Origin of the sequence: Amycolatopsis sp. NPDC051371 (assembly GCF_040682155.1) — a bacterium.
In the GTDB taxonomy this organism is placed as follows: Bacteria; Actinomycetota; Actinomycetes; order Mycobacteriales; family Pseudonocardiaceae; genus Amycolatopsis.
The window spans coordinates 1-16,064 of the sequence record NZ_JBFBAG010000067.1 but is presented as its reverse complement, the minus strand read 5'-3'; the positions used below and the strand labels follow the sequence as shown (position 1 = coordinate 16,064).

16 protein-coding genes and 1 pseudogene are annotated in these 16,064 nt (G+C 71.4%); 5 read left to right on the top strand and 12 right to left on the bottom strand.

The annotated features are described in order from the left end of the window. Positions 1–181: 181 nt before the first annotated feature. The 7 genes from AB0M59_RS48145 to thyX all read right to left on the bottom strand — a co-directional run bounded on the left by AB0M59_RS48145 (position 182) and on the right by thyX (position 7,584). Positions 182–1,879, bottom strand: a complete 1,698-nt coding sequence (locus tag AB0M59_RS48145; protein WP_364629307.1) for a ribonuclease J — start codon at positions 1,877–1,879, stop codon at positions 182–184. Next, positions 1,876–2,889: a 4-hydroxy-tetrahydrodipicolinate synthase gene (dapA, locus tag AB0M59_RS48140; RefSeq protein ID WP_364629304.1), complete on the bottom strand. Its 1,014-nt coding sequence runs from the start codon at positions 2,887–2,889 to the stop codon at positions 1,876–1,878. The genes AB0M59_RS48145 and dapA overlap by 4 nt, the downstream gene beginning before the upstream one ends. A 102-nt stretch (positions 2,890–2,991) precedes the next feature. Beyond that, positions 2,992–4,485 (bottom strand): serine/threonine-protein kinase, encoded by a 1,494-nt coding sequence (locus AB0M59_RS48135; protein WP_364629301.1) that lies wholly within the window; start codon positions 4,483–4,485, stop codon positions 2,992–2,994. 106 nt (positions 4,486–4,591) lie between these two features. Further along, positions 4,592–5,038, bottom strand: a complete 447-nt coding sequence (locus AB0M59_RS48130; RefSeq protein WP_364629298.1) for a hypothetical protein — start codon at positions 5,036–5,038, stop codon at positions 4,592–4,594. Positions 5,039–5,063: 25 nt separating this feature from the next. Continuing rightward, positions 5,064–6,305, bottom strand: a complete 1,242-nt coding sequence (locus AB0M59_RS48125) for an Nramp family divalent metal transporter (protein WP_364629295.1) — start codon at positions 6,303–6,305, stop codon at positions 5,064–5,066. Positions 6,306–6,433: 128 nt separating this feature from the next. Further along, positions 6,434–6,832 (bottom strand): ACT domain-containing protein, encoded by a 399-nt coding sequence (locus tag AB0M59_RS48120; protein WP_360669000.1) that lies wholly within the window; start codon positions 6,830–6,832, stop codon positions 6,434–6,436. Beyond that, a complete protein-coding gene (gene thyX / locus AB0M59_RS48115) occupies positions 6,832–7,584 on the bottom strand; it encodes an FAD-dependent thymidylate synthase (protein ID WP_364629292.1) in 753 nt (250 codons plus the stop codon). The genes AB0M59_RS48120 and thyX overlap by 1 nt, the downstream gene beginning before the upstream one ends. A 122-nt stretch (positions 7,585–7,706) precedes the next feature. Between thyX and AB0M59_RS48110 the strand changes: the two genes are divergently transcribed. The 3 genes from AB0M59_RS48110 to AB0M59_RS48100 all read left to right on the top strand — a co-directional run bounded on the left by AB0M59_RS48110 (position 7,707) and on the right by AB0M59_RS48100 (position 10,356). Then, a complete protein-coding gene (locus tag AB0M59_RS48110; RefSeq protein WP_364629289.1) occupies positions 7,707–8,219 on the top strand; it encodes a toxin-antitoxin system HicB family antitoxin in 513 nt (170 codons plus the stop codon). Positions 8,220–8,230: 11 nt separating this feature from the next. Continuing rightward, a complete protein-coding gene (locus AB0M59_RS48105) occupies positions 8,231–9,196 on the top strand; it encodes a DUF4097 family beta strand repeat-containing protein (protein WP_364629286.1) in 966 nt (321 codons plus the stop codon). Between the two features lie 68 nt (positions 9,197–9,264). Next, the gene (locus tag AB0M59_RS48100) at positions 9,265–10,356 is read left to right on the top strand and encodes an ADP-ribosylglycohydrolase family protein (RefSeq protein ID WP_364629283.1); all 1,092 of its coding nucleotides are present in this window, start codon (positions 9,265–9,267) and stop codon (positions 10,354–10,356) included. Position 10,357: 1 nt separating this feature from the next. On the opposite strand, the gene AB0M59_RS48095 is transcribed toward AB0M59_RS48100, so the two are convergent. Further along, complete coding sequence (locus tag AB0M59_RS48095) at positions 10,358–11,572, bottom strand: crosslink repair DNA glycosylase YcaQ family protein (protein WP_364629280.1); 1,215 nt, start codon at positions 11,570–11,572, stop codon at positions 10,358–10,360. Between the two features lie 59 nt (positions 11,573–11,631). Between AB0M59_RS48095 and AB0M59_RS48090 the strand changes: the two genes are divergently transcribed. Then, complete coding sequence (locus AB0M59_RS48090; protein WP_364629277.1) at positions 11,632–12,189, top strand: GNAT family N-acetyltransferase; 558 nt, start codon at positions 11,632–11,634, stop codon at positions 12,187–12,189. A 24-nt stretch (positions 12,190–12,213) separates the two neighbouring features. Here the strand turns inward: AB0M59_RS48090 and AB0M59_RS48085 are convergent. Continuing rightward, positions 12,214–12,564 (bottom strand): annotated as a pseudogene (locus AB0M59_RS48085) (GtrA family protein); the annotation flags it as partial. 245 nt (positions 12,565–12,809) lie between these two features. Here AB0M59_RS48085 and AB0M59_RS48080 point away from each other — a divergent pair. Beyond that, entirely contained in the window at positions 12,810–13,328 is a 519-nt protein-coding gene (locus AB0M59_RS48080; protein ID WP_364629274.1) for a hypothetical protein, read from the top strand. A gap of 24 nt (positions 13,329–13,352) precedes the next feature. On the opposite strand, the gene AB0M59_RS48075 is transcribed toward AB0M59_RS48080, so the two are convergent. Genes AB0M59_RS48075 through AB0M59_RS48065 form a run of 3 tightly spaced genes read right to left on the bottom strand, consistent with a single transcriptional unit; the run spans position 13,353 to position 15,897 of the window. After that, positions 13,353–13,799: a tetratricopeptide repeat protein gene (locus AB0M59_RS48075; RefSeq protein WP_364629271.1), complete on the bottom strand. Its 447-nt coding sequence runs from the start codon at positions 13,797–13,799 to the stop codon at positions 13,353–13,355. Next, a complete protein-coding gene (gene dapB, locus AB0M59_RS48070) occupies positions 13,796–14,536 on the bottom strand; it encodes a 4-hydroxy-tetrahydrodipicolinate reductase (protein WP_364629268.1) in 741 nt (246 codons plus the stop codon). The genes AB0M59_RS48075 and dapB overlap by 4 nt, the downstream gene beginning before the upstream one ends. Further along, a complete protein-coding gene (locus AB0M59_RS48065; protein ID WP_364629265.1) occupies positions 14,533–15,897 on the bottom strand; it encodes a pitrilysin family protein in 1,365 nt (454 codons plus the stop codon). Before AB0M59_RS48065 ends, dapB begins: the two co-directional genes overlap by 4 nt. Positions 15,898–16,064 lie beyond the last annotated feature (167 nt).

Genomic DNA, 16,064 nt, shown 5'->3' with positions numbered 1-16,064 from the left:
AACGCTTGGGGGTACGCATGAAACCGACACGAACCGACCAGCGCCGGGACCGTTGGGCCCTGCTGCGCCAGACCGCCACGGTGGGTCTCGCCCTGCTCCTCGCCAAACTGGGGCGCTGAATGCGCTGAAGGCCACCATCAGGGCACCTGGTGCCCTGATGGTGGCCTTCAGAGGCTTGGAGCTAGACCGGGATGACCGTCGGGACGATCATCGGGCGGCGGCGGTAGGTGTCGGCGACCCAGCGGCCGACCACCCGGCGGACCGCCTGCGCGATCCGGTGCGTGTCGGTGATGCCCTCGGACTCCGTGCGCGCCAGCTCCATCTCCACCAGCGGCACGACCGCGTCGAGCGCCTTCGGGTCGTCGGAGAAGCCGCGGCCGGACACCGTCGGGGCGCTGACCGGGCGGCCCGTGCTGGAGTCCACCGCCACGCTGATCGAGATGAACCCGCCCTCGCCCAGGACCAGCCGGTCGGAGAGGGTCGACTCGCCGACGTCGCCGACCGAAAGGCCGTCGACGTAGACGTGCCCGACCTCGACGCGGCCGGTGCGGGACGCCTTGCCGTCGACCAGGTCGACGACCACGCCGTCTTCGGCGATCACCACGTTGTCCGGCGCGACGCCGGTGCGGATCGCCAGCTCGCCGTTCGCGCGCAGGTGCTTCCACTCGCCGTGGACCGGCATCACGTTGCTCGGGCGCACCGCGTTGTACAGGTAGAGCAGCTCCCCCGCCGACGCGTGGCCGGACACGTGCACCTTGGCGTTGCCCTGGTGGACGACGTTCGCGCCGAGCCGGGTCAGGCCGTTGACCACGCCGAACACCGCGGTCTCGTTGCCCGGGATCATCGAGCTGGCCAGCACGACGGTGTCGCCCGCGCGGATCGAGATCTGCCGGTGTTCGCCGCGCGCCATCCGCGACAGCGCCGAGAGCGGCTCGCCCTGCGAACCCGTCGAGACGAACAGGACCTTGCTCTCCGGCAGGTTGCTGGCCTGGTCGAGGTCGACCAGCAGGCCGTCCGGGACGTTGAGCAGGCCCAGCTCGGCCGCGATCCCCATGTTGCGGACCATCGACCGGCCGACGAACGCGATCCGGCGGCCGTGCCGGAGCGCGGCGTCGAGCACCTGCTGGACGCGGTGGACGTGGCTGGCGAAGCAGGCCACGATCACGCGCTGGTCGACGCGGCGGATGACGTCGTCGAGGACCGGGCCGATGTCGCGCTCGGGCATGACGAACCCGGGCACCTCGGCGTTGGTCGAGTCGACGCAGAACAGGTCGACGCCCTCGTCGCCGAGCCGGGAGAAGCCGGCCAGGTCGGTGAGGCGCCCGTCCAGCGGGAGCTGGTCGAGCTTGATGTCGCCGGTGTGCAGCACCACGCCCGCCGGGGTGCGGATGGCCACGGCCAGCGCGTCCGGGATGGAGTGGTTGACCGCGAAGAACTCGAGGTTGAACACGCCGACGTCGCGGCGCTCGCCCTCGCGGACCTGGATCAGCTTCGGCCGCTGCCGGTGTTCCTTGGCCTTCGCCGCGAGCAGGGCGTTGGTGAACTTCGAGCCGTAGATCGGCAGGTCCGGCCGCAGGCGCAGGAGGAACGGGACGGCACCGATGTGGTCCTCGTGCCCGTGGGTGAGCACCAGTCCTTCGATGTCGTCGAGGCGGTCCTCGATCGCGCGGAAGTCGGGCAGGATCAGGTCGACGCCGGGCTGGTCGTCCTCGGGGAAGAGCACCCCGCAGTCGACGATGAGCAGCCGGCCGCCGTACTCGAAGACGGTCATGTTGCGCCCGACCTCGCCGATACCGCCCAGCGCGACGACGCGCAGGGCTCCGGCGGGCAGTGCGGGCGGGGCGTTGGTGGGGCCTGGACCTGGGGGAAGTGAGCTCACCGAGGCAGGGTCCCAACGCTGGTGTGCGAGGTCGGCGCCACGTAGGCGGCCCTCGAATCTGCTTGTGCCACCCGCTCACCATGCCAGTCCCGGGCCGCCGTGTCGCCCAGGGGCACGCCGCCCTGCCCGAGATCACCGGCGATCAGGGCCGTCTGTTCGGCCGTCGGGGCGACGATCGGGAGCCGCGGCTCGCCGGCGTCGAAGCCGCGCAGCCGCAGCGCCGCCTTGCTGAAGGCGACCCCGCCGACCCGCGACATCGCGCGCAGCACCGGCAGCATGCCGCGGTGGTTGGTGCGCGCGGTGGACGTGTCGCCGTTCTCGTAGGCGTCGATCATCGCGCGGATCCGGCCGGCGACGACGTGACCGATCACACTCACCACGCCGGTGCCGCCGACGGAGATCCACGGCAGGTTCAGGCCGTCGTCGCCGGAGTAGTAGGCGAGGTGGGTGTTGGCGATGACCTCGGAGCCGGCGATCAGGTCGCCCTTGGCGTCCTTGACCGCGACGATCCGCGGGTGCTCGGCCAGCCGCAGCAGCGTGTCGACCTCGATCGGCACGACCGAGCGCGGCGGGATGTCGTAGAGCATCACCGGCAGGCCGGTGCTGTCGGCGACCGTCGTGAAGTGCGCGTGCAGGCCGGCCTGGCTCGGCCGCGAGTAGTACGGGGTGACGACCAGCAGGCCGTGCGCGCCGGCCGCCTCGGCCTGCTTCGCCTGCTCGATGCTGTGCGCCGTGTTGTTGGTGCCGGCGCCGGCCACGACGGTCGCGCGGTCGCCGACGGCCTCGACCACGGCGCGGATGAGCTCCTGCTTCTCCGCGTCGCTCGTGGTCGGGCTCTCGCCGGTGGTGCCGTTGATGACGAGGCCGTCGTTCCCCAGCTCCACGAGGTGCTCGGCCAGCTCCTGCGCCCGCTTCAGGTCCAGCGCGCCTTCGGCGTCGAAGGGGGTGACCATCGCGGTGAGCACGCGCCCGAAGGGTCTTCCCGGCGCTGCGGTAGGTGGGTTGGACATGCCCAGACGGTACCCCGTCGCACCGACGAAAACCGCGCCGACCTGGTCACGCCCGGCGAAGTGCGGAGGATTTCCGTGAGCCTGCCGCTCGTCGCGGAACTTCTACTTGACCTTGGTCGCGATCGGCGCCGTGATCGGTCCGCCGTCGGCACGGGCGAGCACGCAGTAGTACTCGCGGGTGGGCGTGTTGTCGCCGTCGACGCCGGACGGCACGCGCTCCCACTCGGCCTGGGTGGGGATGAGCGCGCGGAAGTTCAGGTCCTGCCGCTTGGCCTCGGGCACGATGGAGGAGCGGAACACGGTCGCGCACGCCGCTTCGGCGGTCGCTTGGACCGCGGCCTGTCCGGGGTATGCCGCCAGCTTCGCGTCGTCGGAGTTCCAGTTCTCGACCGAGAGGATGCCGCCGATCTCGTAGATCTCCAGCGTGTGGCTCTTCTCGCACGGCGTGTTGTTGTCTTCTTTGCTGATGATCCCGCCGTCCTGGACGGGGCCGTTGTAGCAGCGGTAGTAGTCGCTGACGTCGACGCGGAGCTGACCGTTGACGCCGAAGGTCATGGTCGGCTGCTTCTGCTGGTCCACGGCGGGCGTCTCGTAGGCCTTGCCCGCGAAGAAGCCGCCGATCAACGCGCCGATGACCGCCACCGCGGCAAGCGAGATCCACAGCGCGCGGAAGTTCTTCTTCGGCGGCTGCGGCGTCAGCCGGGTCATGGGCTGGACCATCGCGGTGCCGTTCGGCGGCGTCGGCCGGACGCCCTGGGCCGTGGTCAGGAGGTTCTGCGCCTGGGCGGCGGTGAGGCGCGCGTCCGGGTTGGCGACGAGCAGGCCGAGGATGGCCGCGGCGATCGGGCCCTGGCCGCGGGTCAGGTACGGGATCTCGGTCATGATCGCGTGCAAGGTCGCGGCGGTGGTCGCGCGCTCGAACGGCATGGTGCCTTCGACGGCGTAGAACAGCGTCGCGCCGAGGGACCACAGGTCGGACGCGGGCATCGCTTCGCGGCCTTCGACGCGCTCCGGCGCCATGAAAGCGGGCGAGCCGACGATCATGCCGCTGGTGGTGAGGCGCGGGTCGTCGATGGCGTGGGCGATGCCGAAGTCGGTGAGCTTCACGCGGCCGTCCGGCGCGACGAGGATGTTCGCCGGCTTGACGTCGCGGTGCACGATCCCGGCGGCGTGCGCGGCCTGCAGCGCGGCCAGCACCCGCTCCCCCAGCTGCGCCGCCTGCGCGGCGGGCATCGGGCCGCGCTGGCGGACGAGGTCGGCGAGACTCGGGGCTTCGACGAGCTCCATCACGATGAAGGTGGCGCCGCCGTCGGTGACGACGTCGTAGACGGTGACCACGGCGGGGTCGTTGAGCCGCCCACCGGTGCGCACCTCGCGCAGCGCGCGTTCGGAGAAGACGGCGGCGGATTCGGCGTCGGGCAGCCGCAGCTCCTTGACCGCGACCTGCCGGCCGATGACCTGGTCCTGCGCCCGCCACACGACGCCCATGCCGCCCCGGCCGAGCTCGCCGAGGAGCGCGTAACGGCCGGCGACAACCCGCTGACCAGGCGTGACGGGCGCCTGCGGTGGGTACGGCCGGGTCTGTTCGTCGGTCACGGTGCTCCTTCAAGCGGCGGTCGCGCAGATGCTAGTCGGACCGCCGGGCGCCGCTGGGGGTTCCGCCGAATTCGTGACTCGGCCGGGTGACCGCGCGGGGCACGACTCAACGGCGTGGCGTGTGCGCCTCACCGCGGTACGGGATCCACCGGTAGCCGGGGGCGAAGTCGCTGAACGCGGCGCGCTTGCCGGTCGCGGTCCAGATGTCTTCGCTGACCACGAGACCGGGGAAGCGCGTCAGGTCGTTCTCGGCCATCAGCTCGTCGTACGTGCGGAACCCGTCGGTCTCCGTCCCCGCCAGCGCGTAGCGGTAGACCGGCGGCGCCGTGCGGAGCAGCCAGTAGAGCCGGCGCCCGGCGGCGGTCACGGCCGTCGCGTCCTCGGCGGACTCGATCCCCTTCTCGGCCAGGTCTTCGGGCGCGATCCCGCACCACCAGCCGTTGCCGCGGTCGGAGAAGATGCGGGACGGGAAACCCTGGAAGTGGCGCGCGAGGTCCCGTGCGTGGGTCTCCCGCCCACCGCATTCGGCGTTGAGGGCGAAGATCCAGGCCATGGCCGCGGCCTCCCTGTTCGTGGGCTCAACCGGTGAAGGTCAGGTAGATCAGCACCAGGTTGAGCGCGATGATCACCAGCGCGATCAGTGCTGCCGCGATGGTCGTCAGCCTGCGGTTGGCGTCCGCGCCCATCAGATCACGGTCCGCCGTCAGCCGGATCAGCGGTACCAACGCGAACGGGATCCCGAACGACAGCACGACCTGGGAGACGACCAGTGCCGCGCTCGGGTCGGCGCCGAGGGCGAGCACCACGATCGCCGGCGTGAGCGTCACCAGACGGCGCAGGACCAGCGGGATCCGCTTGTGCAGCAGCCCTTGCATGATCATCGCGCCCGCGTACGCGCCCACCGACGTCGACGCCAGGCCCGACGCCAGCAGGCCGATCGCGAACAGCAGCGCGATGCCCGGGCCGAGGGCCACCGCGACCGCGGCGTGCGCGCCCTCGATGCTGTCGACGCCCGCCTGGCCCTGCAGGTTCGTCGCGGCGAGCAGCAGCATGCCGAGGTTCACCGCGCCGGCCAGCAGCATCGCCAGGCCGACGTCGGCGCGGGTGGCGCGCAGCAGGCGGCGGCGGGTGGTGACGTCCGGGAGGCCGTGGCGGTCGCGGACCAGGCCGGAGTGCAGGTAGACGGCGTGCGGCATGACCGTCGCGCCGAGCATCGCGGCGGCGATGAGGATGCTGCCGGAGCCGTCGAACTTCGGCACCAGGCCGCCGAGCGTGCCCGCCGCCGACGGCGGCTCGACGAACAGGCTGGCCAGGAAGCCGACCGCGATGACCAGCAGCAGGCCGGTGACGACGCGCTCGAACGTCCGCTGGCCGCCGCGGTCCTGGACCGCCAGCAGCGTCAGCGAGACCGCACCGGTGATCAGGCCGCCGGCGACGAGTGGCAGGTCGAACAGCAGGTAGAGCGCGATGGCGCCGCCGACGACCTCCGCGAGGTCGGTCGCGATGGCGACGACCTCGGCCTGCAGCCAGTAGGCCAGCCGCGCGGGCCGGGACAGCCGGGCGCGCAGGGCCTCCGGCAGCGACATCCCGCTGACCAGGCCGAGCTTCGCCGACAGGTACTGCACGAGCACGGCCATCAGGTTCGCCGCGACGATCACCCAGACCAGCAGGTAGCCGTAGCGGGCGCCGGCGCTGATGTTGGACGCGACGTTCCCGGGGTCGACGTAGGCGATCGCGGCGACGAACGCCGGGCCCAGCAGGGCCGAGCCCGTGCGCAGCCGCGTCGCGAGTCTCGGCCGGACAGCCTCGGTGACCGCCATGGCGCCTGCCTCTCAACCGGGTGTCGGGGATCCCAAATCGAAGTTTAGGCGTGCCGAACTTTCGATTTCAAGGGTGATGGCTCCCACCCTCGTGCCGGGAGTACCCGTGAATCACCCGCCGAAAAGCGTCAGGGGTGCGCGACTTCGTGACCGGACTCGCGCAGCGCCTTGACGGCGTGGCCGAGGTCGGTGGCGCGCACCAGGATGTGGTCGGTGTCGAACGTGGACATCGAGAACAGCGCGACCCCGGCCGCGGCCAGCTCCGAGGCCAGCGCGGCGATGATGCCGGTGAGCGTGAACTCCAGCGGCCCGCGGACCGAGAGCAGCCGCCAGCCGTCCTCGGACGCCGTGCCGCCGGACGGTTCCCGCCCGGCCGGGCAGATCACGGACAGCTCTTCGGGCGTCCGGGTCACCGAGACGAACGCGGGTTCGCCGGGCGCGAGGAGCTCGGCGGGCACCGGGGCGTCGGCGGGCAGCCGCACGACGGCGTACTCACCGGGCCGGACATCGATCGCGAGACGCTTCATCAGCCTTCGAACACCTTCGGGCTCGTAGCGATCTCGGTGCCGTCCGGCAGCGTCGAGATGGTGAAGTCGGCGAACACGTTCGCCGCGGCTTTCTGCAAGTGGCGCAGGCACTCCACGGCCAGCTCGCGGATTTCGACGTCGGCGTGCTCGGTGGCGCGCATCGCGACGAAGTGGCGCCAGGCCCGGTAGTTCCCGGTGACGACGATGCGGGTCTCGGTCGCGTTCGGCAGCACGGCCCGCGCGGCCTGGCGGGCCTGCTTCCGGCGGAGCGTCGCGCTCGGGACGTCGGCGAACTTCTCCTCGAGACCGGCCAGGAGCTCGGTGTAGGCGTCGACGCTCGCCTGGGCCGCGGCGAGGAACTTCTCGTGCAGCACGGGGTCGTTCGCGATGACGTCCGGCTCGACGATTTCGGCGTCGCGCTCCGGCACGTACCGCTGGGAGAGCTGGGAGTACGAGAAGTGGCGGTGGCGGATCAGCTCGTGGGTCAGGGAGCGCGAGATCCCGGTGATGTAGAAGGTCACCGAACCGTGCTCCAGCACCGAAAGGTGACCGACGTCCATGATGTGCTCGAGGTAGCCGGCGTTGGTCGCGGTGGCGGGGTTCGGCTTCTTCCACGACTGGTAGCAGGCACGGCCGGCGAACTCCGCGAGCGCCTCGCCACCGTCCGCGTCGGTCGTCCACGGGACGTCCGCGGGCGGGAAGAACTCCGTCTTCGCGATCAGCTGCACCCTCGGTGACACAGTTTCGGCCACGTCCGCACTCCTTCCGCAAGCTCCCCCCGGCAGCCTAACCGCGCGCCGGCCCCCACTCCCGGGGGACACGTGACATCACCGGCTTCCTTGACTGACACCACGAATGACGTCATAGTGGTGTCATGGACCTGACGCCGTACATCGCCAACCTTCGCGAGGACCTCGCGAACACGGCTGCCGCCGGGGACGAGCACACCCGGCGGGCGGCCGCGCTGCTGTCCTCCGCGCTCGAACCCGCCGTCCGCCTGACGCTGATGAACGCCCTCGCCGACCTCGCCGCCGAGGTCACGGCCGCATTGCCCGGCCAGGTGGTCGACGTGCGACTGGACGGCCGGGACGTCCGCGTGGTCGTCACCGGAGCCGCCGAAGAGGCGCCGCCCCGCGCGACACCACGTGACACCACGCCGCCACCACCGATCGACGGCGGTGACATCTCACGCATCACGCTGCGCCTGGTCGAGCAGATCAAGGGCCAGGCCGAGCGGGCAGCACAGGCACAGGGTGTCTCGCTGAACACGTTCGTTTCCCAAGCCGTGCAAGGCGCGCTGGGGCACGGCGCGCTCGGCGGGGGCCCCAAGCACCACGGCAAGGGCGAGCGGCCCGGGTCGCACCTGCACGGCTGGGTCGAAGGCTGAGGGGATCGAAGATGAGTGACGAAGAGACGACGACACCGGCCGAAGAGCCTGCTGAGGCTGCTGAGACTTCCGAGGCCTCGTCGCCGGGTGACGAGCTGGTGCGGATCGACGAGTTCGAGACCGACGTCCCGCTGGAGCTCGACGTCGGCGTGACGATCGGGCGCGTCGAGGTCGTGCTCGAAGGCGACTCCGGCGCCCGCGTCGAGCTGCGGCACGACCGGGGCGAGCAGCAGCCGTGGGTCGCGGGGGTCAACAGCCTGCTGTCCTGGGTCGGCGAGCGCTTCGGCGACCAGCTGGGTGTCGACCCGTCGGGGGCCGACCCCGCCGAGGCGGTGCGGCAGAGCCGGATCGAAAAGCTCGGCAACCGCCTGGTCGTCCAGGCGCCGAAGGCGTGGCAGCTGCGCAACGTCGCGCTGTCGGTGATCGTGCGCGCCCCGGCGGGTTCGCACGTCGAGGTGCGGGCCGGCGCGGCGGACGTCACGGTGACCGGTTCGGCCGGGCGCGTCGACCTGCTGACCGGCTCCGGCGAGGTCAAGCTCGACCGGGCCGACGGCTCGGCGACGGTCCGCACGGGCAGCGGCGGCATCAAGCTCGGCCCGACGCTCGGCGGGCTCCAGCTGCGCAGCGGTAGCGGCCACGTCGAGGCGTCGTCGATCGCCGGCTCCGCGACGCTGGCCACCGGCACCGGTGACGTCTGGCTGGGCGCGGTTTCGGGCGAGGTGATGGCCCGCACGGGCAGCGGCGACCTGTCGGTGGCCGACGCGGCGTCGGGCACGCTCGACCTGATCACCGGCTCCGGCGAGGTCCGCATCGGCATCCGCGGCGGCACGGCGGCGGAGGTCGACCTGACCTCCAGCGGCGGCAAGGTGTCCAGCGAGCTGGACGTCGCCGACAGCGCCCCTTCGGGTGGCGTGAAGCTGAAGGTGCGGGCCCGCACGGGCTCCGGCAACGCCGTGGTGACGCGCGCGGCCGGCTGAGTAAGGGGGAAACGGGTCGTTCCCGGTGGGGGCCGGGAACGACCCGTTCTTGCTGCCAGGATGGCGGCATGACTTTCGCGGGGACGGCGGACGCGGTGTACCGGACCCGGCTGCGGGGCTGTCTGCTCGGCGGCGCGCTGGGCGACGCCCTCGGCAAGCCGGTGGAGCTCGAGTCCTTGGCGAACATCCGGCAGCCGGTGGAACTCGTGCCGGACGAGCACGGCGTCGCCGAGATCACCGACGACACGCAGATGACGCTGTTCGGCCTCGAAGGCTTCCAGCGCGGGTGGGTCCGGGCTCAGGCGAAGGGCATCAGCGGCGCGCTGGGCGCGCTGGTCCGCGAGGGCTACCTGCGCTGGCTCGACACCCAGGAGCACCCGGCTCCCCCGCCCGCGGACGCCGGGCACCGGAGCGGACGCCTGCGGCTGGAACCGTGGCTCTACGCGCGGCGCGGTCCCGGTTCGGCGTGCCTTTCCGGCCTGCGGGCGTCGTTCACGCCCCAGCCGTACGCCGAGCTGACCGGCCGGCCGGGGCCGGTGAACCCGGACTCGAAGGGCTGCGGGACGGTGATGCGCTCGGCGCCGTTCGGGTTCGCCGGCCGGCCGGAGGGCGCGTTCGTGCTCGCGGCGAACTGCGCGCAGATCACCCACGGGCACCCGACCGGCTACTACGCGGCGGGTGCTTTCGCGGCGATGATCGCGTACCTCTTCGAAGGCGAGTCGGTGGAAGGCGCCGTCTTGCGCTTGATGCGGTTGCTGGCCCGGCATCCGGGCCACGAAGAGACGGCGGCAGCGTTGCGCCGCGCGCTCGACCTCGTCGAAGCCGGCGACCCCGGACCGGAGCGGGTGGAGTCGCTCGGGGGCGGCTGGGTGGCGGAGGAGGCCCTGGCGATCGCGGTCTACGCGGCCTTGGCGCCGACACGGATCAGCGCGCCGGCGGGACACCTGAAGTCGGTGGTGTTCAAGGAAAAGCTCCGCTTGGCGGTGACACACTCGGGCGACAGCGACTCGACGGGTTCGATCTGCGGCAACCTCCTCGGCGCGGCGTCGGGCGAGGAAGTCCTGCCGTTCGAATGGCTCACCCGCCTCGAGGGCCGGACGACGATCACCCGTCTCGCCGACGACTTCGCCACCGAGACGGCCCGAACAGTGAGTTACTGAGTCAGCGCACCAGTTTCGCCAGCGGCTTGGCCAAGTCACCGCGGGTGCCCACCGCCACACCGGACAGGCCCAGCCACTCCGCCATGTGCCGCAGCTCCGCCGCCAGCTCCGGGAGCACCCGGGCGACGTCCGCGCCCTCCTCGGCGAACGCTCCCTGGACCCGCAACACGCCCGCCGCGCGGTCGGCCTTGAGGTCCACCCGCGCGACCAGCGAGCCGTCCAGCAGGAACGGGAACACGTAGTACCCGTACACCCGCTTCGGCTCCGGGACGTAGATCTCGATGCGGTAGTGGAACCCGAACAGCCGCTCGGTGCGGGCGCGTTCCCAGATCAGCGGGTCGAACGGGCACAGCAGCGCCCTCCCCGTGACCGCGCGCGGGGTGCGCGCGTCGACGTGGCGGTACGCCGTCGCCTTCCAGCCGTGGACGGACAGGGGCTCCAGGACTCCCGACTCCACCAGCTCCGACACAGCCTGGCGCGCCGGGGCCGGGCCCAGACGGTAGTAATCGCGCAGGTCCGTCTCCGTCGCGACGCCCAGTGCCCGCGCCGAACGCTCGATCAGGCCGCGCGCGCCTTCCTCCGCGGACACCGACCGCGAGAGGATCTCCGGCGGGACGACCCGCTCGGTGAGGTCGTAGAGCCGTTCGAACGAACGGCGCGTGCCCGTGGTCAGCTGGCCGATGCCGAACAGGTACTCGCAGACGCGCTTGACCTCCGAGCGCTCCCACCAGGAGCCCGGGCCGCGGCGCTGCGCGTCCGCTTCCACCTCGCGCTCGATGCCGCCCGCGCCGATCGGGCCCAGCTCCTTCACCACCGACAGGATCTCTTCGACCAGCCCCGGTGACTTCTCGATCAGCGGCCCGTAGTGCTTCCACCAGCCGTCGCGCTTCGCGCCCGAGCGGATCAGCGGCCAGTCTTCGACCGGGAGCAGGCTCGCCTCGTGCGCCCACGTCTCGACCAGCATCCGGGGCTGACGAGCCGAGTGCGACCACGCCGCGTTGTCCAGCAGCGCGGGCTCATACGCGCCCAGCCGCGAGAACACCGGCATGTAGTGCGCCCGGACCGCGACGTTCACCGAGTCCAGCTGCAGCAGCTGGACGCGCGAAAGCACGCGTTTCAGGTGCCGCCGGGACGGCTCACCGGAGGGACGCGGGTCGCTGAAGCCCTGTGCGGCCAGGAAGGTCTTCCGGGCCGTCGAGACGCTGATCGTTTGCATGGTCCCGTCATGGTGCCACCCACCACCGACAAAAACGCGGCCCCCGATATGTTCAGCGCATGAGCGACGCCGCCGTCCGCCCCGCCGACCTGTCCGACGCCGCGGAGATCGCCCGCATCCAGCGCGACACCTGGCACGCCGCCTACGAGGACCTGCTGGGGAAGAGCGCCCTGGCCGAGCTGGACGCCGCCGACCTCGTCGGCACCTGGACCGAGACCATCGACTACCCGGGCAGCCAGGTCTACGTCGCCACCGAGGGCGAGTTCACCGTCGGGTTCTGCGTGGTGGGCCGGGCGCCCGAAGGCGAGGTCGCCGCCGCCGACGGCAGCCTGCCCGAGGACGCCGGCACCACCGGCCTCGTCGCCAGCCTGCTCGTCGAGCCGCGGTGGGGACGGCGCGGGCACGCCGGACGGCTACTCGCGACGGCCGCCGCGGGCCTGCGGGCCGACGGCGCCGGCCGCGGCATCGCCTGGGTCGCCCAGGGCGACCACGCCTCCCTCGGCTTCTACCGCCGGGCCGGCTGGAACCCCGACGGCACGGTCCGCACCCTCGACACCGGTGACCGCATGGTCCGCGAGGTCCGCCTCACCGGCCCCCTCGACCTCGCGCTCGCCTGAGCCGGCGTCCCGGAAGATCACCCATCGCAGCACGGCGTACATGAACACGCCCTCGCAAGCGCCCGCGAGCACCCGCGCGAGGTGGTACTCGACGCCCAGGGCCGTCAACCCCGCGCCCACACCCAGCAAAAACGCCACGTAATTGACAGCAATCGCACCGATGTAAAGCACCAGCTGGATTCCGACCGCGGCGTGGGAATGGAAGTTGAACGTCCGGTTCAGCACGAAGCTCAATCCGAACGCGCAAACGTAAGACACCGTTATGGAAAGCCAGACGGGCCAGCCGGCGAGGCCGTGGAAAACGGTCAGCAGCCCCAGGTCGACGCCGAACGTGAACCCGTTGATCAGGCAGAAGCCGAGAAACGTCGGCGCCACGATCCGCGACAAGCCCAGTGGCAGTACCCGCACGATCGCCCGGCAGCGGGCACCGAACCGGTCAGCGGGCGTACGGGGTTGCTCGGCGGCCACTCCCTCAGCGTTCCAGCGGGAGGTGACCGGAAACCGTCTTGCAGGTGATCTTCTGGTGCGACCCCCCTACCGCATAGGGGGGTTAACCCCCGTGACCCCAGGTTTCGAACTGATAACTTGGAGAAACACGAACGAGCGCAGGAGGTGACACGATGAGCTGGATCCTGTTGACGCTGGGGGTCGCGTTCGGTTCGGCCATCGTGCCCTTGATCAACGCCGAAGTGTTCCTGATCGGGCTGTGCGCGAGCCAGCCCGGGCTGCACTGGCTGTGGCTCGGCGCGGCGGTGGCCGTCGGGCAGATCGCCGGGAAGTCGCTCTACTTCCTCGCCGCGCGCGGCACCATCAAGCTGCCGAAGGCGCTGCACGACCGCCTCCACCGCGAGCGGCCGATGACCGCGCGGCGAGTGCGCTGGGAGCTGCGGACCAAGCGGCTGCGCGGCTGGGTCGACCGGCTGCGCGAGCGCTGTCACCGGCACCCGCACTGGATGGCGGGAACGTACGGGGTCAGCTCACTGGTCGGCCTGCCGCCGTTCATGGCGACGAGCGTGCTGGCCGGCGTGGTCCGCATGCGGCTCGCGACGTTCCTGACGACCGGCTTGGCCGGAAGGTGGATCCGCTTCAGCCTGATAGCCGCTTCACCCGCGGTGTTCGCGAGCTGGCTGCACCACTGAGCTGCGGAACCGGCGTCGCCGGACTCAGCGTTCGGCGGCTTCCAGCTCCACGGCCTTCTTCATCGTCTCGCGGGCCCGGCGCCGGTCACCCGCGATGTCGTACGCGTACGCCAGCTTGTACCAGGTTCGCCAGTTCTCCTGGTCCGCCTCGACCTCCGCGCGGCGGTCCTGGAACCACGCGTCGGCCGCGTCGCGATCCACGCGTCCCGAAGGGCGGCGCGGCAGGTCCGAGACGTCCGGGAGCGCGCCCTCCGAGTCCAGCCGGCGGGAGAGCCGCTGGATCTGCAGGCCGTTGCGCCAGGTGACGACGACGATCCAGATACCCAGCAGCGGCAGCAGCAGCACACCGATCCCGAGCGCGATGCCGGCCCCGGTCCCCGACTGGAACAGCGCGAACGCCCGGTCCGCGAGCAGCACCAGGTAGACGACCAGCGCCGCCGTCATCAACAGCGCGACGTTGCGGGCCTTCACAGGTCGAGGACGTTTTCCAGCCCGACCGTCAGGCCGGGCCGCGCCACCACCGTGCGCACGCCGAGCAGCACGCCGGGCATGAACGACGTCCGGTCGAGCGAGTCGTGCCGGATGGTCAGGGTCTCCCCCTCGCCGCCGAACAGGATCTCCTCGTGCGCGACCAGGCCCGGCAGCCGGACCGAGTGCACCCGGACCTCTTCGACCGAAGCACCGCGGGCGCCGTCCAGTTCGGACGTCGTCGCGTCGGACCCCGGCGCCACGCCGGCCTCCGCGCGCGCCGCGGCGATCATCCGGGCGGTGTGCGCGGCGGTGCCCGACGGAGCGTCCGCCTTGCGGTTGTGGTGCAGCTCGATGATCTCGGCCGACGCGTAGAACTTCGCCGCCTGGGCCGCGAACCGCATGGCCAGAACCGCGCCGAGGGCGAAATTCGGCGCGATCAGCACGCCCAGCGAAGGCTTCGGCTCCAGCAGGGCACGCAGCTCGGCCAGTCGCGAGTCGCTGAAGCCCGTGGTGCCGACGACCGCGTGGATGTCGTGCTCCACCAGGTACTTCAGGTTGTCCATGACGGCGTCGGGGTGGGTGAAGTCGACGACGACCTGCGCCTCGGCCAGCGCCGCGAAGTCGTCACCCGCGTCCAAAGCCGCGACGACCTTCATGTCCGAAGCGCCTTCGACGGCGTTCACCACCGTCGCACCCATCCGGCCGCGCGCGCCGAGCACACCGACGTTGATGGTCATGAAGCGATCACCTCGTGCAGGTCGTCCGGAAGGTCGTCGGCGTGAGCGTACGGCCCCACGACCGCCGCCGCCGAGACCCCGCCCGGCCGCGCGAACAAAGTGCGAGCGAGCGCACACACCTCGTCGGTCGTGACGGCGTCGATGCGGGCGATCGTGTCGTCGACGCCCAGGTAGTGGGCATAGTTGAGCTCGTTCTTGCCGATCCGCGACATCCGCGACGACGTGTCTTCCAGGCCCAGCACGATCCCACCGCGCAACTGGCCCTTGGCGCGGGCCACTTCGGCGTCGGTCAGGCCGTCGACGCCGACCTTGTCGAGGATCTCGCGGATGACGCCGGCGACGTCGCCGAGCTTCTCCGGTTGGCAGCCCGCGTACACGGCCATGTGCCCGGTGTCGGCGTAGCTCGCGACCGACGAGTACACCTGGTAGGCCAGCCCGCGCTGCTCGCGGATCTCCTGGAACAGCCGCGACGACATGCCACCGCCGAGCGCCGCGTTGAGCACCGACAGCGCGAAGCGGCGCTCGTCGTGGCGCGACAGCGACCGCAGGCCGAGCATCACGTGCGCCTGCTCGGTGTCGTCGGTGTGCAGGGCGAGCTTCGGGACGGTCTTGATCCGGGCGCGGCCCTCGCGCGGCGCGACCGGCGTCGCCGAGCCGGCCAGCTTGTCGCGCAACGCCTTGCGCACCAGGCGAAGCACCTGCCCGTGGTCGATGTTCCCGGCCACCGCGAGCACCATCCGCGGCAGCGTGTAGCGCCGCTTGTAGAAGTTGCGCAGGGCCGGCGGCGTCATGCCGATGATCGACTTCTCGGTACCCAGCACCGGGCGGCCCAGCGGGTGGTCGCCGAGGATCGAGGTCACGAACGTCTCGTGCAGCAGGTCTTCGGGGTCGTCGTCGCGCATCGAGATCTCTTCGAGGACGACGCTGCGTTCCATGTCCATGTCGCGGTCGGTGCAGAGCGCCTCGAACACGACGTCGGTGACCAGGTCCACGGCGAGCGGGAGGTCGGCGTCGAGCACCTGCGCGTAGTAGCAGGTGTGCTCCTTCGCCGTGAAGGCGTTGAACTCGCCGCCGACGGCGTCGATCTCCTCGGCGATCTGCGCGGCGTCGCGGTTCTTCGTGCCCTTGAACAGCAGGTGCTCGAGGTAGTGCGCGGCACCGGCGACGGCGACCGGCTCGTCGCGGGAGCCGATGCCGACCCACAGCCCGACCGTGGCCGAGCGGGACGCCGGGACGTGCTCGGTGATCACGCGCAGACCGCCGGGCAGGACGCTGCGCTTGACGACCGCACCGTCCGGAGTGGACTCGAGCGTGCGGGTGGTGCCGACGGGCTGCTCGTGCCCGGAAACCTGCCGTGCCATGGGTTCCTTACTCACGATGCCGCGAAGGCCCCCTGCCGCCGGGGTCGTGAGTGAGAAACAGGGTTAGAACACTGTTTGCACCACGTGTCTTCGGTGGCCGTCGCGGGCGACCTCGAAGGCGTCTTCACCGAGGAGATGTTCGACGCCGGGCAGCGGCTGGTCACGCC

Bases quoted from the DNA above. Each gene is read 5' to 3' on its own strand.
- dapA (WP_364629304.1), bottom strand. From the start codon at position 2,889: ATGTCCAACCCACCTACCGCAGCGCCGGGAAGACCCTTCGGGCGCGTG.
- AB0M59_RS48130 (WP_364629298.1), bottom strand. From the start codon at position 5,038: ATGGCCTGGATCTTCGCCCTCAACGCCGAATGCGGTGGGCGGGAGACC.
- AB0M59_RS48125 (WP_364629295.1), bottom strand. From the start codon at position 6,305: ATGGCGGTCACCGAGGCTGTCCGGCCGAGACTCGCGACGCGGCTGCGC.
- AB0M59_RS48120 (WP_360669000.1), bottom strand. From the start codon at position 6,832: ATGAAGCGTCTCGCGATCGATGTCCGGCCCGGTGAGTACGCCGTCGTG.
- AB0M59_RS48110 (WP_364629289.1), top strand. From the start codon at position 7,707: ATGGACCTGACGCCGTACATCGCCAACCTTCGCGAGGACCTCGCGAAC.
- AB0M59_RS48105 (WP_364629286.1), top strand. From the start codon at position 8,231: ATGAGTGACGAAGAGACGACGACACCGGCCGAAGAGCCTGCTGAGGCT.
- AB0M59_RS48100 (WP_364629283.1), top strand. From the start codon at position 9,265: ATGACTTTCGCGGGGACGGCGGACGCGGTGTACCGGACCCGGCTGCGG.
- AB0M59_RS48095 (WP_364629280.1), bottom strand. From the start codon at position 11,572: ATGCAAACGATCAGCGTCTCGACGGCCCGGAAGACCTTCCTGGCCGCA.
- AB0M59_RS48090 (WP_364629277.1), top strand. From the start codon at position 11,632: ATGAGCGACGCCGCCGTCCGCCCCGCCGACCTGTCCGACGCCGCGGAG.
- AB0M59_RS48080 (WP_364629274.1), top strand. From the start codon at position 12,810: ATGAGCTGGATCCTGTTGACGCTGGGGGTCGCGTTCGGTTCGGCCATC.
- dapB (WP_364629268.1), bottom strand. From the start codon at position 14,536: ATGACCATCAACGTCGGTGTGCTCGGCGCGCGCGGCCGGATGGGTGCG.
- AB0M59_RS48065 (WP_364629265.1), bottom strand. From the start codon at position 15,897: ATGGCACGGCAGGTTTCCGGGCACGAGCAGCCCGTCGGCACCACCCGC.